A 25,209-nucleotide genomic window follows, 5' to 3' on the forward strand; every position below is an offset into this window, starting at 1 on the left:
CGGGGATGCGGCGACCGCCTGCCTTGACTTCACTCGCCGCCACGACGACGTTCGCCCGAGAAGGAGCCGCCCATGTCAGCCGCCGAGCACAGCACTACCGTCGACCAGGACGAAATCGCGCATTTTTCGGCGATCGCCGGCGAGTGGTGGGCGCCCAACGGCAAGTTCGCGCCGCTGCATCGCCTCAACCCGATCCGGATCGGCTTCATCAAGGACGAGGCCGCGCGGCTGTTCGGCCGCGACGGGCGGGACCCCAAGGCCCTGCAGGGCCTGCGCGTGCTGGATATCGGCTGCGGCGGCGGGCTGTTGTCGGAGCCGATGGCGCGGCTGGGCGCGACGGTTGTCGGCGCCGATGCCTCGGAAACCAATATCGGCGTCGCGTCGCTGCATGCGCGCGAGGCGGGCCTCGACATCGACTACCGGGCGACGACCGCCGAGGCGCTGTCGCAGGCCGGCGAGCGATTCGACATCGTGCTCGCCATGGAGATCGTCGAGCATGTCGCCGACCTGCCGCTCTTCATCCGCGAGACGTCGGCCATGGTGAAGCCGGGCGGGCTGATGGTTCTTTCGACCATCAACCGCACGCCAAAGGCCTGGGCGCTGGCGATCGTGGGAGCCGAGTATATTCTGGGCTGGTTGCCGCGCGGCACGCACAGCTACGAGAAGCTCGTGCAGCCTTCGGAACTCGCCTCGGCGCTGCGGGAAAACGGCCTCGATCTTTCGACCGAGACCGGCGTCGTGTTCAACCCGCTTCGCAACCAGTGGAAGACTTCGTCCGACATGGACGTCAACTACATGCTGTCGGCCGTCCGCCGCTAGAGCGTTTTCGAGCGAAGTTGGTACCAGTTCGCGTGAAGAAAACGCGATCCCACAAGGAGTTAGAGCGTTGCGCCGTTTCAGAGAAACGGGGAAGGCTCTAGTTGCCGTCTTCCGGCAGGACCGGCAGGGGCAGGAACTCGATCCCCTCGTCGATCAGCGAGCGCGCCTCTTCCGGCGAGGCCTCGCCATAGATGCCGCGCGCCTCAACCTCTTCGTAGTGGATCTTGCGCGCTTCCTCGGCGAACTTGGCCCCGACATAGTCGGCGTTTTCCGTCACATGCGCGCGCAGCTTGCGCATCATCTCGACCATAGCCGCCTGGCGCGGGTCCGGCGCGGCGACCTTCACGGCCGCCGCCTCTCGCTTGCGCGCCGTCGAAACGGACGGCGCCATCAAGGCCTTCACGACATCGCTGGTGCCGCATTCCGGGCAGGTCACGGCCTTCGCCTTGGCGGCCTTGTCAAAGGCCGCCGCGTCGCGAAACCAGCTTTCGAAGTCGTGTCCGCCCGTACAGACGAGATTGTATCGGATCATGACATCTATATGGGGATCAGTTCACGAAGCTGCCAACCTGCGGCATCTCGGGCAGCGCAAAATCGCGTGCATTGGCGAGCGCCGGAATGGCCTGGCGCGCCGAGGCGGAAAAGGCCGGGTCGATCTCGGCGATGATGAAGCCGGGCTGGTCGTCGGCTTCGGCCAGGATCTTGCCCCAGGGATCGACGATCATGCTGTGGCCATAGGTGTCGCGGCCGTCTTCATGATGGCCGGCCTGCGCCGCCGCCACGACATAGGAGCCGGTCTCGATCGCCCGCGAGCGCAGCAGCACGTGCCAGTGCGCCTCGCCGGTCTTCTTGGTGAAGGCGGCGGGTACGGCCAGCACCGCGGCGCCGGCCTTGGCCAGCGTCCGGTGCAGCGCCGGGAAGCGGACATCGTAGCAGATCGTCAGACCGATCTTGGTCCAGGGCAGGTCGGCGACGATGGCGGAATCGCCGGCGCGATAGGTCGCGGATTCGCGATAGCTTTCGCCGCCGGACAGATCGACATCGAACATGTGGATCTTGTCATAGCGGCCGATGACGGCGCCATTCGGCGCGATCAGGAACGAGCGGTTGGCGATGTGATCGTCGGCGAGCTTGATCGCCATCGAGCCGATATGGAGATGAATACCCAGTTCGCGCGCGATCTCGCGGAACCGCTGCAGCGACGTGTCGATCTCTTCCGGGCCGATCGCCGCGAGCAGCGCTTCCTTGTCGCGGTCGAGGATGGTCGTCATTTCCGGGGTCAGCACATAGCCGGCCCCGGCTGCCGCCGCCGCCCGGATCAGAGCCTCGGCATCGTCGACATTCGCCGCCACCGAACGTCCGCTGCGCATCTGGACGCAAGCCGCTTTAAAGCTCGTCATCGGCTCTCTCCTTGATTGAATAAAATGAAAGCGACGCCCGTCAGGACGCCAGAAGCAGATCCAGGCGGCCCTGCCCCTCGAGATCGTGCAGGTCGTCGCAGCCCCCGACATGCGTCCCGCCGATGAAAATCTGCGGGAACGTTGCGCGCCCCTTGGCGCGCTCGATCATTTCCTGGCGGAGTTCCGGCTTTCCGGTGGCGTCGAATTCGACATAGGCAACGCCTTTCTTGTCCAGAAGGCGCTTGGCGGACGAACAATATCCGCAGGCCTGCCGGGTGTAGATGATCACTTCGGCCATGTTCAATCCTGATGATTGGGAGCCGCCTATATAGGCTTCAGCCCAGCCCTTCGACAACCCGTGCGAAGACGACGACGTCGACGCGGGCCGCGCCGCCGCGCAGAAGCGCCCGCGTCACGGCCTTCGCCGTCGCCCCGGTGGTGTAGACATCATCGACGAGAAGCACATGCCGGCCGGCAAGCTTCGCCCTGGCCTCCGTCGATACGCGAAAGGCGCCCTGGACGTTGGCCGCGCGCTCGCTCGCCTTCAGCCCCACCTGCCGGCGCGTCGGCTTGATCCTGTCGACAAGGTCCGGAAGATGCGGCCTTTCCAGCCGTTTCGCGATCTCCGCCGCGATCATCCCCGACTGGTTGAAGCGGCGCTGCCAGAGCCGGCGCGGATGCAGCGGCACCGGCACGACGATCTGCGCCTCGCCGGCAATGTCGCCCGCCGCCCGCACCATCATCGCGCCGATCGAGCGGGCGAGTTCGACATGGTCATGATATTTGAGCCCCTGCACGATCCGGCCGGACAATTCGTCATAGACGGCGACAGCGCGCAGCCGGTTGAAGGGCGGCGGATCGGCGATCGCCTCTGCGGAAAGCGCCTCCGGGCCGATGTCGTATCCGAACGGAATCGCGAGCCGTTGGCAGAAGGGCCGTTCGATCAGCCGCAATCGGTCCCAGCAGGTCGCGCACAGCGCGCCGCTCTCGGCCACAGGCCGGTTGCACGCCATGCAGGCCGGCGGCAGCGCCAGATTGATGACGAACCGCCCTGCCGCCCGGAGCCGTGCCCGAAGCGGCTCCAGCCATGTCGATTTTTCGACCGCCGCGCCCGCTCGCATGCCGCAGCGTAATGCAGAACGGCTTTGACCGGAAGAGCCGCCAGTCCCATAACGGCCGCCACCACCCCCGTCAGGAAGGCTGTGCCATGGCCGGCGCCCCCATTCTCTTCGATCGAAACCTGCTCGACCTGCGTCGCGCGCGCGCCGAGCGGCTCGCCGTTTCCGGCAGCGATTTCCTGCTCGCCCGCACGATCGAAGACCTGATGGACCGCCTGTCGACGGTGAACCGCCACTTCGAGCAGGCAGCCGATATCGGGGATCTCTCGCCCGCCCTCGCGGCGGCGCTCTCCTCCAACGGCCAGGGCGGCGACGTGCGACGGGTCCGGCTAGACGCGAATGAAGGCTTGCCGCTGGAGCCAGGCTCGATCGACCTCGCGGTCAGCGCGCTGTCCTTCCAGTGGGTCAACGACCTACCGGGCCTGCTCGCCCAGATCAAGCGGGCGCTGAAGCCGGACGGCCTGCTGCTGGCAGCCCTTGTCGGGGGCGACACGCTGCATGAGCTGCGCGCCGTTCTGACCGAGGCCGAGAGCGACATTCGTGGTGGCGCCGCGCCGCGCGTCGCGCCCTTTGCCGATGTGCGCGACATCGGCGCGCTGCTGCAGCGCGCCGGCTTTGCCCTGCCGGTGACCGACACCGACCGGCTCATCGTCCGCTATGACAGCCTGTTCCATCTGATGCGCGATCTGCGCGCCATGGGAGCGACCAACGCGCTCGTCGCGCGCGACCCGCGCCCGCTGACCCGGCCGATCCTGGCTCGCGCCGCCGCGCTCTATGCCGAGCGCTACGCCGACGCCGATGGCCGCGTCCGCGCCACCTTCGAGCTGATCGCGCTGTCGGGATGGGCGCCGCATGAGAGCCAGCAGAAGCCGCTCAAGCCAGGCTCGGCCAAGGTGCGGCTCGCCGATGCGCTGGAGGCGGCCCGCAAGGAGAGGGAGCAGTCGTCGGAGTAAGAGGCGTCAGGATTGCACGGCCAGCGCTAACACACGCTCATAGAGCGAGAGGATGCCGCCGCCGGTGAAAATGACGGCCACCAGCGCCAGGACGATGACGCCGATGATCAGGCCGTATTCGATGGCGATCGGGCCCCGGCGCGAGCGCAGGAAGCGGATAAGGGAGGGGCCAGCGGCGGCGCTCATCGACATGCCTTGCCTGGACAGCCACGGAATTCCGCTATCCATTCGGCGTCACGACACGCGACGCCTTCAGGCCAGACCCTCGCCCAAACTCATAAAAGCTCGATTAACGGCGCGATCAAAGGCTCGTCGGCCGGCGGCATCGGATAATCTCGGAGTTGCTTGGCGCGCACCCATTTCAGCGCCTGCCCTTCCAGGCTGCGCGGAAATCCGGTCCAGCGCCGGCAGACATAGAGCGGCATCAGCAGGTGGAAATCGTCATAGCTGTGGCTGGCGAAGGTGAGCGGCGCGAGGCACGCGGTCTTGGTCTCGACGCCGAGTTCCTCGCGCAGTTCGCGGATCAAGGCGTCTTCCGGCGTCTCACCGGCATCGACCTTGCCGCCTGGAAACTCCCACAGTCCGGCCAGCGCTTTTCCCTCGGGACGCTGTGCGATCAGGATGCGATTGTCGGCATCGACCAGCGCACAGGCGACCACGAGAAGAAGGCGGCGTGTCATCAAAACCTCGGAGGAACGGGAGGGATCAGGCGGGACTGCGGTAGTGGTAGCGATATTGCTCGACGAAGCCGAGCGACTCGTAGAGCCGGATCGCTGCATCGTTGTCGGAGGTCACCTGGATCGCGGCCGCCCGGGCGCCGTTCTCCGTCGTCCAGCGCAACGCCGCCCGCATCACCATGGCGCCATAGCCCTGGCGCCGCTTCGTCCTGTCGGTGACGACGTTGAGATAGATGCCGATCCCGCCCGCATTGACGGCGAGCGCCGCGGCGGCCGGCGTCCCGTCCGGCGCATAGGCGACGACACCGCGCGCCTCCGGCGCGATCAGCCCGAGCAGGATCTTCAGCGTCTCCACGGTCTTGCCCGTCGACTGGCTCAAGGTCGACTGCGCCCGATACCAGCGCGGATCGGTCGGATTGAAGAACCGGACGTCGCCGGCTGGCTCGAAGGCACAATCCTCGAGCGACATGGCGAGAACCCGGCTCTCCTCATAGGTGGACCAGCCGGCGCGGTCGAGCGCATCCAGCACGCGGCCGCCGGCCAGCGGCGTCACGCGGAAGACCGGCGCGATGCCATGGCGCACCGAGAGGGCGGCGAGGTAGTCGATCCGCCGCTCGGCATCCTCGTCATCTTCCGGATCGAGGCTCTGGAACGAATTCGAGCGCTTCGAATAGCCATGCGCGAAGCGCCAGAGCCAGGCTCCGTCATGCACGGTACCGACCGCAGGCCAGGCGGACAGGCATGCGGATTCGATACCCAGGATGGACGGCAAGATGGTCACCTCAGCTGCGGTAGTCGCCATTGATGGCGACATATTCCTTGGTCAGGTCGCAGGTCCACACGGTGGCCTTGCCCTCGCCCAGGCCGATCTCGGCCGTGATGACGATTTCCTGGTTCTTCATGTAGGCCGAGGCGACGGCTTCCGAATAGGAAGGATCGCGCTCGCCTTCGAAGGCGACGCGGGTTTCGCCGAAGGAGATCGACAGCCTGTCGCGGTCGGCCGGTTCGCCGGCCTTGCCGACCGCCATGACGACGCGGCCCCAATTGGCGTCCTCGCCGGCCGCCGCCGTCTTGACCAGCGGCGAATTGGCGATCGACAGCGCGATGCGCTTGGCCGAGGCGTTGGAAACGGCGCCGACGACCCGGACCTCGATCAGCTTGCGCGCGCCCTCGCCGTCGCGCGCCACCTGGGTCGCGAGGTCGAGCAGAACCTCATCCAGCGCCCGGGCGAAATCCACCAGGCGCGGATCGGCGGAATCGGTAATGGTTTCCGCGCCTTGCGCCTTGCCGGTAGCGAACAGAAGCAGCGTGTCGGAGGTCGAGGTGTCGCTGTCGACGGTGACGGAATTGAAGCTGCCATCGACACCCCTGGACAGCAGCGCCTGAAGCACCGGCGCGGCGATGGCGGCATCCGTGGCGACGAAGGAGAGCATGGTGGCCATGTCCGGCGCGATCATGCCGGCGCCCTTGGCGATGCCGTTGATCGTGACCGTGGCGGCGCCAAGCTTGACGGTGCGGGTCGCGCCCTTCGGGAAGGTGTCGGTGGTCATGATGGCGCGGGCGGCGTCGACCCAGGGGCCGGCGGCGGCGCGCGATGCCGCATCCGGCAGGACCGCGGCGAATTTCTGCGCGTCGAGCGGTTCGCCGATCACGCCGGTCGAGGCGAGAAACACTTCATCCGGGCGGCAATCCGCGACCTTGGCCGCCAGTTCGCCCTGCAAACGCGTGGTTTCGCGGCCCTTCTTGCCGGTAAAGGCATTGGCATTGCCGGAATTGACCAGCAGGGCGCGTGCCGTGCCGCCCTTCAGCGATTCCCGGCACCAGTCGACCGGCGCCGACGGGCACTTGGACTGGGTGAAGACACCGGCCACCGTCGTTCCCTCGGCAAACAGCGCCAGGAAAACGTCGAGGCGGTTCTTGTACTTGATGCCGGCCTCGGCGGTCGCGAAGGTCACGCCTTCGATCGGCGGCATCTCGGGAAAGGGAACGGCGAGCGGGGACACGGCAGTGGACATGATGCCTCGGCGGGTTCGGGCAAAAGAGGCCATCCCTCTGCCCGAACCGCCTGTCACGCGCAAGCCGTTTCGGATCAGGGAACGGAGGAAGCGGCAATCCTGAAATGCAAAAAGGCCGGACTGATGTCCGGCCCTTCCGTTAGCAATCCGTTAACCCTGCGCTTACTGCGCGGGCTGCGACGGAGCGGCCTTCAGGGTCGGGTCGACGATCTCGACCTTGCTGTCCTTGCGCAGGCCGGCGACGGTCTCGACGAAGGTGTCGCGCAGCACGAGCTGGCGGACCTGATCCTTGACCTGGTCGAAGGTCGGCAGCGGCTGCTTGCGCTTCTCGACCGACTTGATGACGTGGTAGCCATACTGGGTCTTGACCGGCTTCTCGGTGTACTTGCCGGGCTCGAGAGCGAAGGCCGCTTCCTCGAATTCCTTGATCATCTTGCCCTTGGTGAAGAAGCCGAGATCGCCGCCCATCTTGGCGGAACCGGGATCCTTCGACTTCTCGGCCGCGAGCTTGGCGAAATCGCCGCCCTTGTCGAGCTCGGCGATGATCGCCTTGGCCTCGTCCTCGGTCTCGACCAGGATGTGCTGGGCGTGGACTTCCTCTTCCGGCACGATCTTGGCGATCTCGGTCTCGTAGCGCTTCTTGACCGCTTCGTCGGTCACGGCGAGGTCGACCTTGGCGCGGAAGAACTCGTTGCGCAGCGCGCGGGCGCGCAGCAGAGCGAGACGGCGCTGGAATTCCTCGGACTTGTCGAGGCCGTCCTTTTCGGCGGCGCCCGCCATCAGGCGCAGGTCGATCAGCACGTCGAGGATGGCCTTGCGGCGCTGGTCGGGCGCAACCTTGGCGAGTTCCTCGGCGAAATCATCGCCTGCCAGGGTGAGATCGGCCTCGGTGATCGGCTGGCCGTTGACGGTCGCCAGAACGGTCTTCGGATCGGCAGGCGCAGCGGCGGGGGCAGCCGCGGGCGCGGGGGCTTCCTGCGCGGCAACCGGTGCCGCCAGCGCCATCAGGCCGAGCACGGCCAGAGCAGGCCCGCGCAAGGCCGTAAGGGAAGATGAGACACGAGACATCATGGACTTGTCCTGTTCCTTTACGGAGAGAGAAGTGAAGAGCATTGCGTGTTCCTCACGATCAAGTGCGTGGATCTGCTGCAATTCCGGCATTTTGCGGGCATGACGCCGCCGGTCGTCCACGTTGACAACCCTTGTGCCCCCTCTTATCTGTCTCGGAACTCGGCGTCCAGAACGCTGTGACGTGTGAGGTGACGGCGCGCCTAACGGTTTCCGGCCTTCGTCGCAGCCGATGCGATCGCGCCGACAACAAGAACCCGGCGCCCCCTCGCCTCTCCGGGGCGGCCCGGACCCAACATCAAGGATGACCCATGGTCGGTCTCGGTTCGCTTGCGCGCAAATTTTTCGGCTCGGCCAATGACCGCCGCGTCAAGGGCTACCGGCCCGTGGTCGCGCAGATCAATGCGCTGGAAGACGAGTTGTCGAAGCTCACCGACGACCAGCTCCGCGCCCGCACCGAACAGTTCAAGCGCGAGATCGCCGGCGGCAAGACCGTGGACGAACTGCTGGTTCCCGCCTTCGCCACCGTCCGCGAGGGCGCCAAGCGCGCGCTCGGCATGCGTCATTTCGACGTCCAGATGATCGGCGGCATGGTGCTGAACGATGGCGCCATCTCGGAAATGAAGACGGGCGAGGGCAAGACCCTTGTTGCGACGCTGCCGGTGTACCTGAACGCGCTCAGCGGCAAGGGCGTGCACGTCGTCACCGTCAACGACTACCTCGCCTCGCGCGACGCCGAATGGATGGGCCGGCTCTACCGCTTCCTCGGCCTGTCGGTCGGCGTCATCGTGCATGGCCTCGACGACGACCAGCGCCGCGCCGCCTACGCCTGCGACATCACCTACGGCACCAACAACGAGTACGGCTTCGATTATCTGCGCGATAACATGAAGTACGAGCTCGGCCAGATGGTCCAGCGCCCCCATCATTATGCGATCGTCGACGAAGTCGACTCGATCCTGATCGACGAAGCGCGCACCCCGCTGATCATCTCCGGCCCGCTCGACGACCGCTCGGAGCTCTACACCACGATCGACGCCTTCATTCCGGCGCTCTCGCCGGAAGATTACGAGATCGACGAGAAGCAGCGCACCGCCAACTTCACCGAGGCCGGCAACGAGAAGCTCGAGCAGCTCCTGACCGAAGCGGGCCTGCTGAAGGGCGAGTCGCTCTATGACGTCGAGAACGTCACCGTCGTGCACCACATCAACCAGGGTCTGCGCGCGCACCGTCTGTTCCAGCGCGACAAGGACTACATCGTCAAGGATGACGAAGTCGTCATCATCGACGAGTTCACCGGCCGCATGATGCCGGGCCGCCGCTATTCGGAAGGCCTGCACCAGGCGCTGGAGGCGAAGGAACACGTCAAGATCCAGCCGGAAAACCAGACGCTGGCCTCGATCACCTTCCAGAACTATTTCCGCATGTACGAGAAGCTGGCTGGCATGACCGGTACGGCGCAGACGGAAGCGGCCGAGTTCATGGACATTTACGGTCTCGAGGTTCTCGAGATCCCGACCAACGTCCCCGTCTCGCGTATCGATGATGACGACGAGGTCTACCGGACTGCCAACGAGAAGTACAAGGCGATCATCCGCGTCATCAAGGATTGCAGCCAGCGCGGCCAGCCGGTCCTCGTCGGCACGACCTCGATCGAGAAGTCGGAACTGCTGTCGGAGCTCCTGAAGAAGGAGAAGGTCCCGCACCAGGTGCTGAACGCCCGCTATCATGAGCAGGAAGCCTATATCGTCGCCCAGGCCGGCGTGCCCGGCGCGGTGACTATCGCCACCAACATGGCCGGCCGCGGTACAGACATCAAACTCGGCGGCAACCTCGAAATGCGCATCGAGCGCGAACTGGGCGACGTCCAGGACGAGGCCGAGCGCAATCGCCGCATCGAGGAGATCAAGGCCGAGATCGCCGTCCTCAAGGACAAGGCGCTGGCCGCCGGCGGTCTCTACGTCATCGGCACCGAGCGGCATGAAAGCCGCCGCATCGACAACCAGCTGCGCGGCCGTTCCGGCCGTCAGGGCGACCCGGGCCATTCGCACTTCTTCCTGTCGCTGCAGGACGATCTGATGCGCATCTTCGGCTCGGAGCGCATGGACGGCATGCTGCAGAAGCTGGGGCTGAAGGAAGACGAGGCGATCGTCCATCCCTGGATCAACCGGGCTCTGGAAAAGGCGCAGCAGAAGGTCGAGGCGCGCAACTTCGACATCCGCAAGAACCTGCTGAAATACGACGACGTCATGAACGACCAGCGCAAGGTCATCTTCGACCAGCGCATCGAGCTGATGGCCGAGGAAGACGTTGCCTCCACCGTCGACGACATGCGCCAGGAAGTGATCGCCAATCTGGTCGCCAAGCATATCCCGGAAAAGGCCTATCCCGAGCAGTGGGACGCCAAGGGCCTGCACGAGGCGCTGCTGACGGCGGTCAATCTCGACCTGCCGATCGAGGCCTGGGCTGCCGAAGAAGGCATTGCCGACGCGGAAGTGCTGGAACGCGTGCAGAAGGCCGGCGACGAAGCCGCCGCCTCGCGCACCGAGCGCTTCTCGCCGACCGTCATGCGCCAGGTCGAAAAGGCCGTCCTGCTGCAGACGCTCGACCATCTCTGGCGCGAGCACCTGGTCACGCTGGACCACCTGCGCCAGGTCATCGGCTTCCGCGGCTACGCGCAGCGCGACCCGCTGAACGAATACAAGACCGAGGCCTTCGAGCTGTTCGAGGCAATGCTGCAGAACCTGCGCGAGGCCGTCACGGCGCAGATGATGCGCGTCGAGATCATGCAGTCGCCGCCGCTGGCGCCGGATGACATGGACATGGACAGCCTCCAGGCCATGCATCTCGACCCGCTGTCCGGCGAGAACGAGTTCGACGACACACCGCTGCTCGAGAATGCGGACGCGGCCGCCGGCTTCGCGGCGCTCGGCGTCGACCCGAACGACCCGTCGACCTGGAGCCGCCTCCAGCGCAACGCCCCCTGCCCCTGCGGCTCCGGCAAGAAGTTCAAGCACTGCCACGGCAAGCTGGCGTAAGGCTGGTCCGATATTTTTGAAGAAGCCCGGCATGGCGACATGCCGGGCTTCTTTGTGTCTGGCGCGGCTCGGTCGTGATTCCGGGCGAAGACCCGGGGGGGCCCGTCAGCCGGAAAATCGCGCCCGCAAGGTCCTGTTCCTCGGCTGCATGGATTCCTGCTTTCGCAGGAATGACGGCGAGGGTGAGGTGATGGCGGAGCCAGATCTTCGACCGGCCGCTGTCATCCTGCGCCAGCCCGACGCCCCCACTGGCGTCATCCCGGGCGGATACCCGGGATCCATTCAGCCGTAGCGCAGCAAGCAAGACCCTCACCCCACCCTCTCCCGCAAGCGGGCGAGGGCTTTCGGGCGGCGTGGTGGCGGCGTCGAGACCGGGCGCGATGGGCTCCCTCTCCCGCAATCGGTCGAGGGCTTTTGGCCGGTGTGGTGGCGACGTCGAGACCGGGCGCGGTGCGGTGGCGGCATCAAGACTGGGCGCGATGGGCTCCCTCTCCCGCGCGCGGGAGAGGGCTGGGGTGAGGGTCTGTTGCCGGACGCCGGCCCGACCCCACGCCCCGGCACCGTCCAGCCACAACACAAATGGCATTCGGCCACGAACTCGAGACTGAGAACTCTCCCCCTCACGCCGGCTGGGGGACCCTCGGCATGCCGCGGCGGTTGGCGGCGACCAGCTTTCGGGCCAGCGCGTTGCCAATCACCTGGTGCACGGCCGCGGACAGGCGGGCATCCTCGGCGCAGGCGCGCGACAGCTTCTCGCGGTCGAGCGCGATCACCGAAAGCCGGTCGGAGGCGCGGACCGTCGCCGACGCGACGATGCCGGTCAGGAACGACACCTCGCCGACGAACTCGCCCGCATGCAGGCGCGCGACTTCGACCCCACCCGCCAAGACGACGGCATGGCCGGCCGTGATGAAATAGAACCAGTCGACGGGTTCGCCTTCGGTCGTCAGCGGCGCGCCGGGCGCGAGGTCATACACCTCGCCAAGCCGGATCAGTTCGCCGATCTGGTTGTCGTCCAGGCTGTTCGCGGCGTCGATCACCACTTCGTCGGCGCCGGCGCCCAGCAGCTGGCCGCGGGTGGCCCGGCCGAGAGCGCGCCGCGCCTGGACCAGAGCCATGAGGCGATAGGCGTTGATCAGGATGAAGACGACATTCCAGACGATGCCGGTATAAAGCGCGCCGCCGGACATTGCGAAATAGACGATCTGGAAGGCAAGCGAGATGATCAGCAGGATGCGCAGCCAGAAGATGTTCGTCAGGAACAGCGAGACCGCGAAAAGCACATAGCCGATATGGGCGGGCAGGTCGTACCAGCCGCCGAAGGTTTCGAGGATGTCAAACACGAGCCCGTCTCCGCGCGAGGAGTCGGCGCTTCAAGGCCGCCGCAATCGCTCGCTCCGGCATTCTAAAGCATCGCTGCAAAAAGCGAGACTCCGTTTCGGGAGATCGCGCCGGTCAGCCCACCAGCATGTCGGCCAGGAAGGTCTCGACGGCGGCCGGCGGCACATCCTTGGCGATAAAGGCCTTGCCGACGCCATGCGTCAGGATGAAGGTCAGCGTGCCGCGCGACACCTTCTTGTCCTGGCCGATGCGCTTCATCAGATCCTGAGCGTCGGGCAAGCCGCCGGGCACGTCGGAGAGCCGCGTCGGCAGGCCGACCGCCTTCAGATGCGCCTCGACGCGGGCGCCGTCATCCGGCGAGCAGAGGTTCATGCGGGCGGAAAACTGGTGCGCCAGCACCATGCCGATGGCGACGCCCTCGCCATGCACGAGGCGCTGCGAATAGCCGGTGGCCGATTCCAGGGCATGGCCGAAGGTGTGGCCGAGATTGAGCAACGCGCGCTCCCCGGTCTCGTGTTCGTCGGCGGCGACGACCTTGGCCTTGGCGCGGCAGCTGGTGGCAACCGCGTGTTCGCGTTCCGGGCCGCCGGAAAGGATGCCGCGCCAGTTCTGCTCCAGCCAGGCGAAGAAGGCGGGGTCGTCGATCAGGCCGTATTTCGCCACCTCGGCATAGCCGGCGCGGAATTCGCGAGGGGAGAGCGTATCGAGCACGCCGGTATCGGCGATGACGAGATCGGGCTGGTGGAACGCCCCGACCAGGTTCTTGCCCTCGGCGGTGTTGATGCCGGTCTTGCCGCCGACGGAGCTGTCGACCTGGGCCAGCAGGGAGGTCGGGATCTGGACGAAGCGCATGCCGCGCCGGGCGATCGCCGCCGCGAAGCCGGTGAGGTCGCCGACGACGCCGCCGCCCAGCGCGATGACGATGTCGCCGCGCTCCAGCCGGGCCGCGAGGATCGCGCGGGTGACGGTTTCGAGCGTCTGGAAATTCTTCGAAGCCTCGCCGGGCGCGACCACCACGGGCACGCTGTCGATGCCGGAGGCGGCGAGCGACGCGGTGAGCGCTGAAAGATAGAGGCCCCCGACCGTCTCGTCGGTGACGATCGCGGCGCGCACCTTGGGCAGCCGCTCGGCGATGGCGCGGCCGGCATCGGCGATCAGGCCGCGGCCGATCAGGATGTCATAGGCGCGATCGCCCAGCGCGACGCGGACCGTGGTGGGGGCTGCGGCTTCAGCGGTCGTCATCGGTCGGTCGGCTTTCCTGGGCGGGGCTCTCTGCCGCCAGAAAGGCGAGCAGCGCTTCGATGGTTTCGTCGGCGACGATCTCGTGGGTCACGTCGCGCGACAGGATATGGACATTGGCCAGCGAATAGATCGGATCGCGCTCGGTCATCAGCCGCCGCATGGTGGCTTCGGGATCGGCGGTCTGCAGCAGCGGCCGGTTGGCGCGCTTGCGCACCCGCGCCATCAGCACGTCGAGCTCGGCGCGCAGCCAGATCGACACGGCGCCCTCGAGGATCGCGCCGCGCGTCTCCTCGTTCATGAACGCGCCGCCGCCGGTGGCCAGCACCTTCGGATTGCCGTCGAGCAGGCGGCGGATCACCCGCCTTTCGCCATCGCGGAAATAGGCTTCGCCATGCTGGGCGAAGATCTCGGGGATGGTGGCGTCGGCCGCCTTCTCGATCTCGGCGTCGGCGTCGATGAAGGGCAGATGCAGTTTGGCGGCGATGCGCTTGCCGACCGACGTCTTGCCGGCGCCCATCAGCCCGACCAGGACGATGGCGCGCGGGCCCAGGCGGCTGATCAGGGCCGCCGCCGGCGCAGTGCTATCCTGTTCTGGCACGATGCTCTCGATCATGGTCCCGCAGCTCCTCGTCCAGCCTCAGCCGAGGTAGAACCGGACCCGGGCGAAACTGTCAAGCGTTCCGCGACGCATCGCATGCGGACAGCGCGTTTCGCGGCGCGGGAATCGGACGGTTGTGACCCGCGCCCTTGCCATCGATGCCGGTGCATGGCCATAACCTCACTCCAGATATTTCGAGGTCCGTGGCCGGTTCATGCCGACACTGTCGCGCTTCATCATCGCCTGCATCCTGCTCGCTCTCGCCGGCTATGCCGCGGTGTTCGCGCTCGCGAACTTCGTCGAGCCGAGCCCGCGCGAGATCACGGTGCGGGTCCCGACCGACAAACTGCTGCAGGAACAATAATCGTGGCCAAGGCAAAGACCCGGCGCACGCTGGCGGGCATGCACCACCTCGAGGCGTTTCTCGAGATGATGAGCGCCGAGCGGGGCGCCTCGCCGCATACGCTCACCTCATACCGCCGCGATATCGAGGACTATGCCGAATTCCTCGGCGATCGCGGGCTCGATTTCGAAAGCGCGGCGCTGGCCGATGTGCGCGCCTATCTGGTCGATCTCGAATTGCGCGGCTTCGCGGCATCCTCGGCGGCGCGCCGGCTTTCCGCGCTGCGCCAGATGCACCGCTTCCTATTCGCCGAGGGCGTTCGCCGCGACGATCCCTCCGGCATCGTCGAGGGACCGAAGCGCAAGGTACCGATCCCCAAGGTGCTGTCGGAGGCTGAGGTCGACCGGCTGCTGCAGACGGCGGAGAGCGCCGTCGCCCTCGCCAAAACGCCCTCGGCGCAGCTGCGCGCCGCCCGCCTCGCCGCCCTGCTGGAGACGCTCTATGCCTCGGGCATGCGCGTGTCGGAGCTGGTGGCGCTGCCGGCCTCCGCCGCCCGGGCGGATCTGCGCGCGCTGATCGTGCGCGGCAAGGGCAACAAGGAGCGGCTGGTGCCGCTGACCGAGCGCGCCCGGGAGGCGATCTCGCGCTATGTGGCGCTGCGCCGCGAGCTGGAAGGCAAGGCGCCGAGCGGCCAGTGGCTGTTCCCCTCCTTCGGCGAAAGCGGCACGCTGACCCGCCAGGCCTTCGCCCGCGACCTGAAGGAACTCGCCGTCGCCACCGGCATCCCGGCCGCCCGCGTCTCGCCGCATGTGCTGCGCCATGCCTTTGCCAGCCATCTGCTGCAGAACGGCGCCGACCTGCGCATCGTCCAGCAATTGCTCGGCCATGCCGACATTTCGACGACGCAGATCTATACCCACGTGCTGGAAGAGCGGCTGCGTGCGCTGGTCGCCGAGCACCATCCGCTGGCAAAGCCGTGAGGAGCCGCCGATCCGGCCCCGCCGCGAGCTGCGCTTGCGTCAGCTTGACACCGCCGGGCCTTACCGCCAGTGTGCGGCCACTTTCAGGGAGGTCTATCCGGCCGCCCGCATATAGCCATGTTTGTACGGCTTGAAGGTCTGGATGCGAACCTTTCTTGAATTCGAAAAACCCGTCGCCGATCTCCAGGGCAAGGTGCAGGAGCTCCGCGCCATGGCCGAGAAGGGCGATGCCGTCTCTGTCGGAGACGAGATCTCCCGGCTCGAGGTGAAGGCCGGACAGGCCTTGGCCGAGATCTACGCAAAGCTGACGCCCTGGCAGAAGACCCAGGTGGCGCGCCATCCCGACCGGCCGCATTTCGTCGAATACGCCAAGCGGCTGATCACCGATTTCACCCCGCTCGCCGGCGACCGCAAATTTGCCGAGGACCAGGCGATCCTCGCCGGTTTCGGCCGTTTCCGTGGCCGTCCCGTCGCCGTCATGGGCCAGGAAAAGGGCCATGACACCGAGAGCCGCCTGCGGCACAATTTCGGCATGGCCCGGCCCGAGGGCTATCGCAAGGCCGTGCGCATCATGGAACTGGCCGAGCGCTTCGGCCTGCCGGTGATCGCGCTGGTCGACACCGCCGGCGCCTATCCCGGGATTGACGCTGAGGAACGCGGCCAGGCCGAGGCGATCGCGCGCTCGACCGAAGCAGCGCTGGGCCTCGGCACGCCGAACGTCTCGGTCATCATCGGCGAAGGCGGCTCCGGCGGCGCCATCGCGATCGCCACCGCGAATCGCGTTTTGATGCTTGAGCATTCGATCTACAGCGTGATCTCGCCGGAAGGCGCCGCCTCGATCCTCTGGCGCGACGGCAGCCGCGCCCAGGATGCGGCGACCAACATGAAGATCACCGCGCAGGACCTGTTCCGCTTCGGCGTGATCGACGAGATCATTCCCGAGCCGATGGGCGGCGCGCATCGCGATCCCGACGCGGCGATCGATGCCGCCGGCAATGCGATCGAGCACGCGCTGGCGTCCTTCGAGGGCCAGCCGGAAGCGGACATCAAGCGCCAGCGTCGCGAGAAGTTTCTTGCGATCGGCCGGTCGCTTTGACACGATTCCGCCCGTCTTCACGTCTATTGAGCATCTGATTCGGTCCGCGCGCAGCCCCTGAGGGGCCTTCGCGCGGTCGTTCAGAGACGGGATGGAGCCGCTCCGCCACAGCGCTGCGAAGGCTCCGCAGGGGTGTTCATGCCAGGTTCCGCGTTCTTTTCTCGTCTTCGCAAGGCTTTGCTGTTCCTCGCGGTGGGGCTTGCCCTTGCCGCCTGCCAGGACGCGACGCCCAAGCATCTGAAGCCGCTCCCCGCCAAGCTCAAGGCGAAGATGGAGCAGCTGAACATGGACCCGAAGGCGCCGGTCTATATCCGCTCCTTCAAGGAAACCTCCGAGTTCGAGGTCTGGAAGCAGCGCCGCGACGGCACCTATGGCCTGCTGAAGACCTATGACATCTGCAAGTGGTCCGGAAAGCTCGGCCCGAAGGTCCGCGAAGGCGACCGCCAGGCGCCGGAGGGCTTCTATACGGTCAAGCCCTCGCAGATGAACCCGAACTCCCGCTATTACCTGTCGTTCAACATCGGCTTCCCGAACGCCTATGACGCGGCGTGGAACCGGACCGGCAACAGCCTGATGGTGCATGGCGCCTGCTCGTCGGCCGGCTGCTATTCGATGACCGACGAATCGGCCGGCGAGATCTATTGGCTCGCCCGCGACGCCTTCATCGGCGGCCAGCGCTCGTTCGAGGTGCATCTCTACCCGTTCCGCATGACGGCCGAGAACATGGCCAAGCATCGCAACGATCCGAACATGCCGTTCTGGCAGATGCTGAAGGACGGCAACGACCATTTCGAGGTGACGCGCAAGCCGCCCGTCGTGGGCGTCTGCGAGAAGCGCTACGTGTTCGACGTCGACACCGGCGGCGCCGCCCTCAACGCCTCGGCTGCCTGCCCGGCCAACATGCGCGTGCCGGAATGGCTGGATGCGGCGGTGAAGGCGAAGCAGTCCAAGGACCAGCAGATCTTCCTCGCCACCGCCGCCAGGCTGGAGAGCCAGGGCCAGGCGGTTGCCTCCAAGTCGGTGACCGACGCCGCAGCGCGCCAGGCCTCCGTCGAGGCCGAGGCGATGGCCACGGGTCCCGCCGCCTACACGCCCGTCGCGATCCAGGCGAGCACGGCCGGCAACGCGGCCGCGCTGGCGATCGACGGCGTCCCTGCGCCCGAAATGCCGCTGCCGGTGCCCTCGCCGATCCGCATGACGGCGGAGCCCTCCGGCGACGCCTATGCCCCGGCCCCCGCCCCGGTCGCCAAGAAGCCGGGCTTCTGGGACAAGTTCAAAACGCGCGAGCCGTCGTAAGGCGGGAGCGAGCCGCGCTTCGAGTCCCCCCTTCACCTCTCCCTTGGGGAGAGGTCGGCCCGCAGGGCCGGGTGAGGGGTTCAGGCTTCTCCGGTGAGATCGCAACCCCTCACCCGCCGGCCTGCGGCCGTCGACCTCTCCCCATGGGAGAGGTGAAGAACGGCGCCTGCTCACCCGAGGCCGCAGCGGCACGGGAAGAGCCCTCCCCCACCCCCCTCGCAACTCTGGGTGCCGCCTCACCCCACCCGCGCCGTCACTCCTGCGAAAGCAGGAATCCATGCAGCCGGGGCACAGGGCGTTTCGCTGTCGATTTCCCGGCTAAGGGGCCCGCAGATGGCAAGCAGGACGCCCGCCACCCAAAATCCCGGCAGATCGCGGTCGCCGGCATGGCGGCAAATCGCCTCTATTCCGGCGCCTTGGCCTGGATGGCGAGGGCGTGGACGCCGGCGGCGAGTTCGTCCGCGAGGATCGAATTCACCATCCGGTGGATATCCACCCGGCTCTTGCCGCGGAACGCTTCCGCCGTGATTTTCACCCGGAAATGGGTCTCGCCCTCCTCCCGGTGGCCGGCATGGCCCTTGTGCAAATGCGACTCGTCGATCACATCTAGGGTCTGCGGCGACAGGGCGCTTGCCAGCGCCGCCGTAATCCGCTCTTTCGTGTTCATAGAGAAACCTCCGTCACTCTGGCGAAACATCGCCTTGTTCGTGGACGGGGTGGCTACCATAATCGCATCATGAAGCTCGATTCAAAATTGTTCGACGGGATCCGGATCAAGTCAGCATCCGGAAAAACCGCTCAGAAGCCAGCGACCCAGCTTTGCAGCTGGGCCGGTTGCAAGGCCGAAGGTACGCACAAGGCGCCGAAGGGCCGGAACCGCGAAGGGCAGTTCCACCATTTTTGCATCGACCATGTGCGGCTCTACAACAAGAACTACAACTACTTCTCCGGGATGGGCGACGAGGATGTCGCCGCCTATCAGAAGGATTCGCTGACCGGCCATCGCCCGACCTGGACGATGGGCGTCAACAGCGCCGGCGAACAGCGCGAACGCGTCAAGAGCCACGCGGCGCGCGACTGGAGCGGCGGCGTGCAGGATCCGTTCGACATGTTCGACGGCACCGCCGGCCGGATGAAGGAACCCGCGAAACCGGTTCGCCACATCAAGACGCTGGAGCGCAAGTCCTTCGACACGCTGGAGCTGGACGGCTCGGAGTCCAGCGTCGAGATCAAGGCGCGCTACAAGTCGCTGGTCAAGATCTACCACCCCGATGCCAATGGCGGCGACCGCAGCTTCGAGGACAAGCTGCGCGAAATCATTCAGGCATATAACTTTCTCAAGGCGGCCGGCTTCTGCTAGAAGAGCCTCACTTCCCGCTCGCTCCCCGCGCGCGGGCTCTTCAGTTTGGCCCTCCCGCCTAGAACCCGACCGCAAGCGTCCGCTGGATGCGACGGAGCAGACATGACTGAGACGACGACTGATCGCACCGCCCTGCCCGATACGACGATTTCCGTCCGTGAGGTCTTCGGCATCGATTCCGACCTGCAGGTGCCGGCTTACTCCGAAGCAAGCGAGCACGTGCCGGACGCCGATCCGGATTATCTGTTCGACCGCACGACCACGCTGGCCATCCTGGCCGGCTTCGCGCGCAATCGCCGCGTCATGGTCACGGGCTACCACGGCACGGGCAAGTCGACCCATATCGAGCAGGTCGCCGCCCGCCTCAACTGGCCGGCCGTGCGCGTCAATCTCGACAGCCATATCAGTCGTATCGACCTGATCGGCAAGGACGCGATCGTCATCAAGGACGGCCTGCAGGTCACGGAATTCCGCGACGGCATCCTGCCCTGGGCCTACCAGCACAACATCGCGCTGGTGTTCGACGAATATGACGCCGGCCGCCCGGACGTGATGTTCGTGATCCAGCGCGTGCTCGAATCCTCCGGCCGCCTGACGCTGCTCGACCAGAACCGCGTCATCCGCCCGCATCCGGCCTTCCGCCTGTTCGCCACCGCCAACACGGTCGGCCTCGGCGATACGTCGGGCCTCTATCACGGCACGCAGCAGATCAACCAGGCGCAGATGGACCGCTGGTCCATCGTCACGACGCTGAATTACCTGCCGCATGACAACGAAGTCGGCATCGTCATCTCGAAGGCCAAGCACTTCGCCGACCCGAAGGGCCGCGCCCTGGTCGGCCGCATGGTCCGTCTGGCGGACATGACCCGTTCGGCCTTCATGAATGGCGACCTGTCGACCGTCATGAGCCCGCGCACGGTCATCACCTGGGCCGAGAACGCCGAGATCTTCGGCGATATCGGCTTCGCGTTCCGCGTGACCTTCCTCAACAAGTGCGACGAGCTCGAGCGCTCGCTGGTGGCGGAATTCTATCAGCGCGCCTTTGGCGAAGAGCTGGTCGAATCGGCCGCCAATGTGGTGCTGAGCTAAGGCGGACTAGGGCCCTCGCCCGCATCGCGGCGGGGGCTTGGCGGGGCTCGCCTTTTCGGGCCGCCCCCTCGGCCTTTCGGTCGATAGCCCCAGGCCGGGACTGCGCTTAAGATCGAGGCTTGAGATCGGCGCGGGACCGTCACCCCGCCCCTTCCCGTTCGGCGGGCGAGGGAAAAGGAAGCGAAGATGAGCGGCAGCAACAGCGATCCGAGACAGAAGCCCGGCGAGGCGGTGACGGAGCCGTTCAAGCGCGCGGTCGCCGGCTGCGTGCGGGCGATTTCCGGCAAGCCGGACCTCGAGGTCTCGTTCTCCAACGACCGGCCGATCCTGACCGGCCTGCGCGCGCGCCTGCCCGAGCCGGCGCGCAAGCCGACGGCCGCCGAGATCGCCGTCACCCGCGGCCTCGGCGATTCCATGGCGCTGCGGCTGGCCTGCCATGACGAGACCATCCACCGCGCCGTCGCGCCGGAGGGCAAGAATGCCCGAGCGATCTTCGATGCGGTCGAGCAGGCGCGCGTCGAGGCGATCGGCGCCCGGCGGATGGAGGGTGTCGCCGGCAACCTCGCCGCCATGCTCGAAGACCGCTATCACCGCGGCAATTTCCACGAGATCACCGAACAGTCGGAAGCCCCGCTCGAGGACGCCGTCTCGCTGCTGGTGCGCGAGAAGCTGACCGGGCAGAAGCCGCCGCAATCGGGCGAGAAGATCGTCGACCTCTGGCGCGACTGGATCGAATCCAAGGCCGGGCCGAACCTCGACAAGCTCTCGACCACGCTGGGCGACCAGAAGCAGTTTGCCTCGGCCGTCCGCTCGCTGCTCGCCTCGCTCGACATGGCCGAGGAACTCGGCAAGGGCGAGAACGACGACAACGAGGAACAGGGCGACGACGCCTCCGAGGATTCGGGCTCCGAGAAGGACGACGCCTCGGACCAGGCAGACCAGGCCGACAGCGATGCTTCGGAAGAGGCCGAGACCACGGGCGACGAATCGGAAGCCGGCGACACGGAGACGACCGAGGCCGGCGCCGAGGACGATTCCGACGGCGAGGACGCCGAGGATGCGCGCGACGCGGGCGAGGCCAAGCGACAGGACGGCCCGTCCTCGAACGCCTGGCCGACCGTCGACTACAAGGCCTTCACGACCCGCTTCGACGAGACGATCAAGGCCGAGGACCTCTGCGACGCGGCCGAGCTCGACCGGCTGCGCGGATTCCTCGACAAGCAGCTCTCCAACCTGCAGGGCGCGGTCGGCCGGCTCGCCAACCGGCTGCAGCGCCGCCTGATGGCGCAGCAGAACCGCTCCTGGGACTTCGACCGCGAAGAAGGCATGCTGGATCCGGCGCGGCTCCACCGCGTCGTCACCGACCCGATGCAGCCGCTCTCCTTCAAGATCGAGAAGGAAACCAATTTCCGCGACACCGTCGTGACGCTGCTGATCGACAATTCGGGCTCGATGCGCGGCCGGCCGATCACGGTGGCGGCGACCTGCGCCGACATCCTCGCCCGCACGCTGGAGCGCTGCGGCGTCAAGGTCGAGATCCTCGGTTTCACGACGCGCGCCTGGAAGGGCGGGCAGTCGCGCGAGGCGTGGCTGCAGGCCGGCAAGCCGGCAGCACCGGGCCGCCTCAACGACCTGCGCCACATCATCTACAAGGCTGCCGATGCGCCCTGGCGCCGCGCCAAGCGCAATCTCGGCCTGATGATGCGCGAAGGCCTGCTCAAGGAAAACATCGACGGCGAGGCGCTCGACTGGGCGCATCAGCGCCTGCTCGCCCGCACGGAGCAGCGCAAGATCCTGATGATGATCTCGGACGGCGCGCCGGTCGACGATTCCACGCTTTCGGTCAACACCGGCAACTATCTCGAGCGCCATCTGCGCTTCGTCATTGACGAGATCGAGAACCGCTCGCCGGTCGAACTGATCGCCATCGGCATCGGCCATGACGTGACGCGCTACTATCGCCGCGCCGTGACCATCGTCGACGCCGAGGAACTGGCGGGCGCGATGACCGAGAAGCTGGCGGAACTGTTCGACGAGCACCAGACGCCGGTGCGCCGGGCAGCGCCGAGACGGCGGACCGGGACGCGATGAAGCGGGCGCTGGCGGCCCTCTGTGCGATGATCCTGGCCGGGTCGGCCGGCATCGCACTGGCCGCCGGCTTCACGCCGGAGCCGACCCGCACGACGCGGATCGAGAACTTCCTGATCGGCCGCAACCAGGCCCGCTTCGGCGAATTCGAATTTGCCGGCGGGCTGACGCTGAACTCGACCAACCGCGCCTTTGGCGGCCTGTCCGGCATCGACTTCAGGCCGGACGGCCAGAGCTTCGTCGCCATCTCCGACACCGGCTACTGGTTTCGCGGCACGCTGGTGCGCGAGGGCGGCAGGCTGGTGGGGATTGCCGACGCCGAATGGGCGCCGATGCTGAACAGCAAGGGCAAGCCGCTCGGCGTCAAGCGCAATGCCGACGCCGAGGGCCTGCGGCTGACGACGATCGACGGCCGCGAGGCGGCCTATGTCTCGTTCGAGCAGACCAACGACCTCCGCCTCTATCGCGCCAATCCGGACCTGTCGCTGGCCAAGCCCGAATCGGTCAAGCTGCCGCGCTCGGCGACCGGGCTGGTGAAAAACAGCGGCCTGGAGATGGTCGCGCTGGCGCCCGCCGACGGCCCGCTTGCCGGGTCGCCCGTGCTGGTCTCGGAACGCTCGCTCGACAAAAAGGGCAACCACCGCGCCTGGATCGTGCGCGGCCCGCTGGCCGGCGCCTTCTCGGTAAAGCGCCGGGACGATTTTGACGTCACCGACGGCGCCTTCCTGCCGAATGGCGATCTGCTGCTGCTGGAGCGGCGCGTGATCATGCCGTTCGGCGTCGGCATGCGGATGCGCCGCATTCCCGGCGACACGATCCGCCCCGGCGCGCTAGTCGACGGCCCCATCGCGATGGAAGCCGACATGCTCAACCAGATCGACAACATGGAAGGCCTCGCCGTCACCACCGACGAGGCGGGCCGCACCCGGATCACGCTGGTCTCGGATGACAATCTGAGCGTCCTGCAGCGCACCCTGATCCTGGAATTCATCTGGCAGGGGCCCGGCAGCGGGGCCGGCGCCGCCGTCAACTGATCCCGGCTTTTTCGCGCAAGGCGGCCTGCCTGGCATTCTCCGCCGGCACGCCATCGGCTATGCTCTGATTCTGGCGCCGCCCACGCCTCCCCCCTCCATTCGGGACAGCATCTGCATGCCGGGCGACGGACGATTTTCGAACCGACTGTTCGAGCGATACGCATAAGGAGGGGTTGCGGTTCTGGCTCGCACCAGGAGGTTTGCACCATGACTCTGCCGGCATCCGGCAAGCTGCCCACTTCGCCAGCTTTATCCGCCCCGATCCATCGCCTTAAACGCAATGCCAGGCTGCTCTCACGCCGGGAGGGCATCCCGCTGCACGCGGCGCTCGACCGCGTCGCCACGGCGGAAGGATTCGAGGCCTGGAGCCTGCTGCTCTCGCGGGCGGAGGCGGCGTCGCCCGCGGCGAGACTGTACGCCCGGCTCGCTCCCGGCGACCTCGTGTTGATCGGCGCGCGGCCCGGCCAGGGCAAGACGCTTCTGGGTCTGGCGCTCGCTGCCGAGGCGATGAAATCAGGGCATCGCAGCGTGTTCTTCACGCTGGAATATACCGCGCGCGAGATCGCCGACCGGCTCCGGGCGATCGGCGCTGAGGCGGTATTTTCCAGCGACCTGTTCCAGCATGACAGTTCCGACGCGATCCATGCCGACCATATCGCCGCCGCGCTGGCCACGGCGCCGCCGGGAACGCTCGCCGTGATCGACTACCTGCAACTGCTCGACCAGAGGCGGGCGAACCCCGACCTGATGACGCAGGTCCGGACGCTGCGGGCCTTGGCGCGCGAGCGAGGTCTGATCCTGGTCTTCCTGTCCCAGATCGACCGGTCCTATGATCCCGCGGCCAAGCCGCTACCGGATCTCGACGACATACGCCTGCCCAACCCGCTGGATCTGGCGCTGTTCGACAAAGCCTGCTTCCTGAACCAGGGCGAGATCCGCATCCAGACGCTGCGCTGAACAAAAAAGCCCCGCCGAAGCGGGGCTTTTTCATTGCAAAGGCTAAGCGGGTCAGGCCGGGCTGCGCTGCGCCTCGGGCCAGGACAGCACGAAGCGCATCAGCGCCCGGTAGGGCGCGAGCAGCAGCAGCGCCGCGCAGAGCTTCACCGTCAGGTCGCCCAGCGCCCACGACATCCAGCGCGCGCTCGCGACGGACAGCACGCCGAGCAGCGGCGCCGATTCGAGCGCGAAGGAATCGTTGGGGCCCAGGAAGGCCGCAAACGGGGCGAAGGCGAGCGTGAAGAAGATCGCGGTGTCGACCACCGAGCCAACGACGGATGCGGCCAGCGGGGCGCGCCACCAGGCCTGACGGCGCAGCCGGGCAAACAGGCTGATATCCAGCAGCTGGCCGAACAGATAGGCGGTGCCCGAGGCGATCGCGAGACGCGGCGTCGCCAGCTTGAACGACACGAGGACGGCGCAGACGAAGCCGACCAGCACGACGATCCGCGCGACGCGCGGGCCATAGCGGCGGTTGGTCAGGTCGCTGACGAAGAAGGCGAACGGATAGGTGAACGCGCCCCAGGTCAGCAGATCGGCAAGCGCCAGCCTGCCGACCATAGCCTCGACCGGATACTGGACGAGGATATTCGACAGAACGACAACGGCCGCCATGAAGGCGGCCGCAATGATGTGACCCGGCTTGATCATCGGAGGC

Annotated in this window: 26 protein-coding genes; 12 read left to right on the forward strand and 14 right to left on the reverse strand. The window is 66.8% G+C overall.

Annotated features, from left to right (window positions below):
• Nucleotides 1-72: 72 nt before the first annotated feature.
• On the forward strand, nucleotides 73-819 hold the full coding sequence (gene ubiG, locus ACHMWQ_RS00050) for a bifunctional 2-polyprenyl-6-hydroxyphenol methylase/3-demethylubiquinol 3-O-methyltransferase UbiG (RefSeq protein WP_396305908.1): 747 nt from the start codon (nucleotides 73-75) through the stop codon (nucleotides 817-819).
• A 97-nt stretch (nucleotides 820-916) separates the two neighbouring features.
• Here the strand turns inward: ubiG and ACHMWQ_RS00055 are convergent, their stop codons facing one another.
• The 4 genes from ACHMWQ_RS00055 to ACHMWQ_RS00070 are packed head-to-tail and all read right to left on the reverse strand — an operon-like array spanning nucleotide 917 to nucleotide 3,340.
• Entirely contained in the window at nucleotides 917-1,351 is a 435-nt protein-coding gene (locus tag ACHMWQ_RS00055; protein ID WP_266334872.1) for a DUF1178 family protein, read from the reverse strand.
• 16 nt (nucleotides 1,352-1,367) lie between these two features.
• A complete protein-coding gene (locus tag ACHMWQ_RS00060; RefSeq protein WP_396305909.1) occupies nucleotides 1,368-2,219 on the reverse strand; it encodes a carbon-nitrogen hydrolase family protein in 852 nt (283 codons plus the stop codon).
• A gap of 40 nt (nucleotides 2,220-2,259) precedes the next feature.
• Nucleotides 2,260-2,517, reverse strand: a complete 258-nt coding sequence (gene grxC, locus ACHMWQ_RS00065; RefSeq protein WP_266334868.1) for a glutaredoxin 3 — start codon at nucleotides 2,515-2,517, stop codon at nucleotides 2,260-2,262.
• A gap of 37 nt (nucleotides 2,518-2,554) precedes the next feature.
• Nucleotides 2,555-3,340 (reverse strand): ComF family protein, encoded by a 786-nt coding sequence (locus ACHMWQ_RS00070; RefSeq protein WP_396305910.1) that lies wholly within the window; start codon nucleotides 3,338-3,340, stop codon nucleotides 2,555-2,557.
• 86 nt (nucleotides 3,341-3,426) lie between these two features.
• On the opposite strand from ACHMWQ_RS00070, the gene ACHMWQ_RS00075 reads away from it, so the two are divergent.
• The gene (locus ACHMWQ_RS00075) at nucleotides 3,427-4,290 is read left to right on the forward strand and encodes a methyltransferase domain-containing protein (RefSeq protein ID WP_396305911.1); all 864 of its coding nucleotides are present in this window, start codon (nucleotides 3,427-3,429) and stop codon (nucleotides 4,288-4,290) included.
• A 6-nt stretch (nucleotides 4,291-4,296) separates the two neighbouring features.
• Here ACHMWQ_RS00075 and ACHMWQ_RS00080 read toward each other — a convergent pair whose 3' ends face one another.
• The 5 genes from ACHMWQ_RS00080 to ACHMWQ_RS00100 form a co-directional block, all read right to left on the reverse strand.
• On the reverse strand, nucleotides 4,297-4,476 hold the full coding sequence (locus ACHMWQ_RS00080; protein WP_396305912.1) for a Flp family type IVb pilin: 180 nt from the start codon (nucleotides 4,474-4,476) through the stop codon (nucleotides 4,297-4,299).
• An 89-nt stretch (nucleotides 4,477-4,565) separates the two neighbouring features.
• On the reverse strand, nucleotides 4,566-4,970 hold the full coding sequence (gene mutT / locus ACHMWQ_RS00085; RefSeq protein WP_354554492.1) for an 8-oxo-dGTP diphosphatase MutT: 405 nt from the start codon (nucleotides 4,968-4,970) through the stop codon (nucleotides 4,566-4,568).
• A 25-nt stretch (nucleotides 4,971-4,995) separates the two neighbouring features.
• On the reverse strand, nucleotides 4,996-5,739 hold the full coding sequence (locus ACHMWQ_RS00090; RefSeq protein WP_396305913.1) for a GNAT family N-acetyltransferase: 744 nt from the start codon (nucleotides 5,737-5,739) through the stop codon (nucleotides 4,996-4,998).
• 10 nt (nucleotides 5,740-5,749) lie between these two features.
• On the reverse strand, nucleotides 5,750-6,982 hold the full coding sequence (argJ, locus tag ACHMWQ_RS00095) for a bifunctional glutamate N-acetyltransferase/amino-acid acetyltransferase ArgJ (RefSeq protein WP_396305914.1): 1,233 nt from the start codon (nucleotides 6,980-6,982) through the stop codon (nucleotides 5,750-5,752).
• Nucleotides 6,983-7,144: 162 nt separating this feature from the next.
• Nucleotides 7,145-8,053: a peptidylprolyl isomerase gene (locus ACHMWQ_RS00100; RefSeq protein ID WP_396305915.1), complete on the reverse strand. Its 909-nt coding sequence runs from the start codon at nucleotides 8,051-8,053 to the stop codon at nucleotides 7,145-7,147.
• A gap of 308 nt (nucleotides 8,054-8,361) precedes the next feature.
• On the opposite strand from ACHMWQ_RS00100, the gene secA reads away from it, so the two are divergent.
• Nucleotides 8,362-11,088 (forward strand): preprotein translocase subunit SecA, encoded by a 2,727-nt coding sequence (secA, locus tag ACHMWQ_RS00105; protein WP_396305916.1) that lies wholly within the window; start codon nucleotides 8,362-8,364, stop codon nucleotides 11,086-11,088.
• Between the two features lie 620 nt (nucleotides 11,089-11,708).
• Here the strand turns inward: secA and ACHMWQ_RS00110 are convergent.
• From ACHMWQ_RS00110 to ACHMWQ_RS00120, 3 genes are all read right to left on the reverse strand, one after another.
• On the reverse strand, nucleotides 11,709-12,431 hold the full coding sequence (locus ACHMWQ_RS00110; protein WP_396305917.1) for a Crp/Fnr family transcriptional regulator: 723 nt from the start codon (nucleotides 12,429-12,431) through the stop codon (nucleotides 11,709-11,711).
• 112 nt (nucleotides 12,432-12,543) lie between these two features.
• The gene (gene aroB / locus ACHMWQ_RS00115; protein WP_396305918.1) at nucleotides 12,544-13,671 is read right to left on the reverse strand and encodes a 3-dehydroquinate synthase; all 1,128 of its coding nucleotides are present in this window, start codon (nucleotides 13,669-13,671) and stop codon (nucleotides 12,544-12,546) included.
• Nucleotides 13,658-14,284, reverse strand: a complete 627-nt coding sequence (locus tag ACHMWQ_RS00120; protein ID WP_396305919.1) for a shikimate kinase — start codon at nucleotides 14,282-14,284, stop codon at nucleotides 13,658-13,660. The genes aroB and ACHMWQ_RS00120 overlap by 14 nt, the downstream gene beginning before the upstream one ends.
• Nucleotides 14,285-14,483: 199 nt before the next feature.
• Between ACHMWQ_RS00120 and ACHMWQ_RS00125 the strand changes: the two genes are divergently transcribed.
• The 4 genes from ACHMWQ_RS00125 (at nucleotide 14,484) to ACHMWQ_RS00140 (ending at nucleotide 17,984) form a co-directional block, all read left to right on the forward strand.
• Complete coding sequence (locus ACHMWQ_RS00125) at nucleotides 14,484-14,633, forward strand: hypothetical protein (protein WP_266334846.1); 150 nt, start codon at nucleotides 14,484-14,486, stop codon at nucleotides 14,631-14,633.
• A 38-nt stretch (nucleotides 14,634-14,671) separates the two neighbouring features.
• On the forward strand, nucleotides 14,672-15,592 hold the full coding sequence (gene xerD, locus ACHMWQ_RS00130; protein WP_354554524.1) for a site-specific tyrosine recombinase XerD: 921 nt from the start codon (nucleotides 14,672-14,674) through the stop codon (nucleotides 15,590-15,592).
• Nucleotides 15,593-15,734: 142 nt separating this feature from the next.
• Entirely contained in the window at nucleotides 15,735-16,688 is a 954-nt protein-coding gene (locus ACHMWQ_RS00135; protein ID WP_396305920.1) for an acetyl-CoA carboxylase carboxyltransferase subunit alpha, read from the forward strand.
• Between the two features lie 138 nt (nucleotides 16,689-16,826).
• Nucleotides 16,827-17,984 (forward strand): transcriptional regulator, encoded by a 1,158-nt coding sequence (locus ACHMWQ_RS00140; RefSeq protein ID WP_396305921.1) that lies wholly within the window; start codon nucleotides 16,827-16,829, stop codon nucleotides 17,982-17,984.
• Between the two features lie 403 nt (nucleotides 17,985-18,387).
• Here ACHMWQ_RS00140 and ACHMWQ_RS00145 read toward each other — a convergent pair whose 3' ends face one another.
• Nucleotides 18,388-18,651 (reverse strand): BolA family protein, encoded by a 264-nt coding sequence (locus ACHMWQ_RS00145; RefSeq protein ID WP_396305922.1) that lies wholly within the window; start codon nucleotides 18,649-18,651, stop codon nucleotides 18,388-18,390.
• A 69-nt stretch (nucleotides 18,652-18,720) separates the two neighbouring features.
• Here ACHMWQ_RS00145 and ACHMWQ_RS00150 point away from each other — a divergent pair, with 69 nt between their 5' ends.
• The 5 genes from ACHMWQ_RS00150 to ACHMWQ_RS00170 all read left to right on the forward strand — a co-directional run bounded on the left by ACHMWQ_RS00150 (nucleotide 18,721) and on the right by ACHMWQ_RS00170 (nucleotide 24,512).
• Nucleotides 18,721-19,344 (forward strand): DnaJ domain-containing protein, encoded by a 624-nt coding sequence (locus ACHMWQ_RS00150; RefSeq protein ID WP_354554471.1) that lies wholly within the window; start codon nucleotides 18,721-18,723, stop codon nucleotides 19,342-19,344.
• Nucleotides 19,345-19,446: 102 nt separating this feature from the next.
• A complete protein-coding gene (cobS, locus tag ACHMWQ_RS00155; protein ID WP_354554469.1) occupies nucleotides 19,447-20,433 on the forward strand; it encodes a cobaltochelatase subunit CobS in 987 nt (328 codons plus the stop codon).
• A 186-nt stretch (nucleotides 20,434-20,619) separates the two neighbouring features.
• Nucleotides 20,620-22,524, forward strand: a complete 1,905-nt coding sequence (cobT, locus tag ACHMWQ_RS00160; RefSeq protein WP_396305923.1) for a cobaltochelatase subunit CobT — start codon at nucleotides 20,620-20,622, stop codon at nucleotides 22,522-22,524.
• Nucleotides 22,521-23,555, forward strand: a complete 1,035-nt coding sequence (locus tag ACHMWQ_RS00165) for an esterase-like activity of phytase family protein (RefSeq protein WP_396305924.1) — start codon at nucleotides 22,521-22,523, stop codon at nucleotides 23,553-23,555. Before cobT ends, ACHMWQ_RS00165 begins: the two co-directional genes overlap by 4 nt.
• Before the next feature lie 207 nt (nucleotides 23,556-23,762).
• On the forward strand, nucleotides 23,763-24,512 hold the full coding sequence (locus ACHMWQ_RS00170) for a DNA helicase (RefSeq protein WP_396305925.1): 750 nt from the start codon (nucleotides 23,763-23,765) through the stop codon (nucleotides 24,510-24,512).
• A gap of 51 nt (nucleotides 24,513-24,563) precedes the next feature.
• Here the strand turns inward: ACHMWQ_RS00170 and ACHMWQ_RS00175 are convergent, their stop codons facing one another.
• Nucleotides 24,564-25,202 (reverse strand): VUT family protein, encoded by a 639-nt coding sequence (locus tag ACHMWQ_RS00175; protein WP_354554461.1) that lies wholly within the window; start codon nucleotides 25,200-25,202, stop codon nucleotides 24,564-24,566.
• Between the last annotated feature and the right edge of the window lie 7 nt (nucleotides 25,203-25,209).

The organism is Kaistia sp. UC242_56 (genome assembly GCF_044452255.1).
Taxonomy (GTDB): Bacteria; Pseudomonadota; Alphaproteobacteria; order Rhizobiales; family Kaistiaceae; genus Kaistia; species Kaistia defluvii_A.

Excerpts from the sequence above, each read along its gene's own strand:
- ACHMWQ_RS00125 (WP_266334846.1), top strand. The coding sequence starts at position 14,484 with ATGCCGACACTGTCGCGCTTCATCATCGCCTGCATCCTGCTCGCTCTC.
- aroB (WP_396305918.1), bottom strand. The coding sequence starts at position 13,671 with ATGACGACCGCTGAAGCCGCAGCCCCCACCACGGTCCGCGTCGCGCTG.
- ACHMWQ_RS00175 (WP_354554461.1), bottom strand. The coding sequence starts at position 25,202 with ATGATCAAGCCGGGTCACATCATTGCGGCCGCCTTCATGGCGGCCGTT.
- ACHMWQ_RS00150 (WP_354554471.1), top strand. The coding sequence starts at position 18,721 with ATGAAGCTCGATTCAAAATTGTTCGACGGGATCCGGATCAAGTCAGCA.
- xerD (WP_354554524.1), top strand. The coding sequence starts at position 14,672 with ATGCACCACCTCGAGGCGTTTCTCGAGATGATGAGCGCCGAGCGGGGC.
- cobS (WP_354554469.1), top strand. The coding sequence starts at position 19,447 with ATGACTGAGACGACGACTGATCGCACCGCCCTGCCCGATACGACGATT.
- secA (WP_396305916.1), top strand. The coding sequence starts at position 8,362 with ATGGTCGGTCTCGGTTCGCTTGCGCGCAAATTTTTCGGCTCGGCCAAT.
- mutT (WP_354554492.1), bottom strand. The coding sequence starts at position 4,970 with ATGACACGCCGCCTTCTTCTCGTGGTCGCCTGTGCGCTGGTCGATGCC.
- argJ (WP_396305914.1), bottom strand. The coding sequence starts at position 6,982 with ATGTCCACTGCCGTGTCCCCGCTCGCCGTTCCCTTTCCCGAGATGCCG.
- ACHMWQ_RS00135 (WP_396305920.1), top strand. The coding sequence starts at position 15,735 with ATGCGAACCTTTCTTGAATTCGAAAAACCCGTCGCCGATCTCCAGGGC.
- ACHMWQ_RS00075 (WP_396305911.1), top strand. The coding sequence starts at position 3,427 with ATGGCCGGCGCCCCCATTCTCTTCGATCGAAACCTGCTCGACCTGCGT.
- ACHMWQ_RS00100 (WP_396305915.1), bottom strand. The coding sequence starts at position 8,053 with ATGATGTCTCGTGTCTCATCTTCCCTTACGGCCTTGCGCGGGCCTGCT.
- ACHMWQ_RS00120 (WP_396305919.1), bottom strand. The coding sequence starts at position 14,284 with ATGATCGAGAGCATCGTGCCAGAACAGGATAGCACTGCGCCGGCGGCG.
- cobT (WP_396305923.1), top strand. The coding sequence starts at position 20,620 with ATGAGCGGCAGCAACAGCGATCCGAGACAGAAGCCCGGCGAGGCGGTG.
- ACHMWQ_RS00080 (WP_396305912.1), bottom strand. The coding sequence starts at position 4,476 with ATGAGCGCCGCCGCTGGCCCCTCCCTTATCCGCTTCCTGCGCTCGCGC.
- ubiG (WP_396305908.1), top strand. The coding sequence starts at position 73 with ATGTCAGCCGCCGAGCACAGCACTACCGTCGACCAGGACGAAATCGCG.
- ACHMWQ_RS00055 (WP_266334872.1), bottom strand. The coding sequence starts at position 1,351 with ATGATCCGATACAATCTCGTCTGTACGGGCGGACACGACTTCGAAAGC.
- ACHMWQ_RS00070 (WP_396305910.1), bottom strand. The coding sequence starts at position 3,340 with ATGCGAGCGGGCGCGGCGGTCGAAAAATCGACATGGCTGGAGCCGCTT.
- ACHMWQ_RS00060 (WP_396305909.1), bottom strand. The coding sequence starts at position 2,219 with ATGACGAGCTTTAAAGCGGCTTGCGTCCAGATGCGCAGCGGACGTTCG.
- ACHMWQ_RS00165 (WP_396305924.1), top strand. The coding sequence starts at position 22,521 with ATGAAGCGGGCGCTGGCGGCCCTCTGTGCGATGATCCTGGCCGGGTCG.
- ACHMWQ_RS00145 (WP_396305922.1), bottom strand. The coding sequence starts at position 18,651 with ATGAACACGAAAGAGCGGATTACGGCGGCGCTGGCAAGCGCCCTGTCG.
- grxC (WP_266334868.1), bottom strand. The coding sequence starts at position 2,517 with ATGGCCGAAGTGATCATCTACACCCGGCAGGCCTGCGGATATTGTTCG.
- ACHMWQ_RS00140 (WP_396305921.1), top strand. The coding sequence starts at position 16,827 with ATGCCAGGTTCCGCGTTCTTTTCTCGTCTTCGCAAGGCTTTGCTGTTC.
- ACHMWQ_RS00170 (WP_396305925.1), top strand. The coding sequence starts at position 23,763 with ATGACTCTGCCGGCATCCGGCAAGCTGCCCACTTCGCCAGCTTTATCC.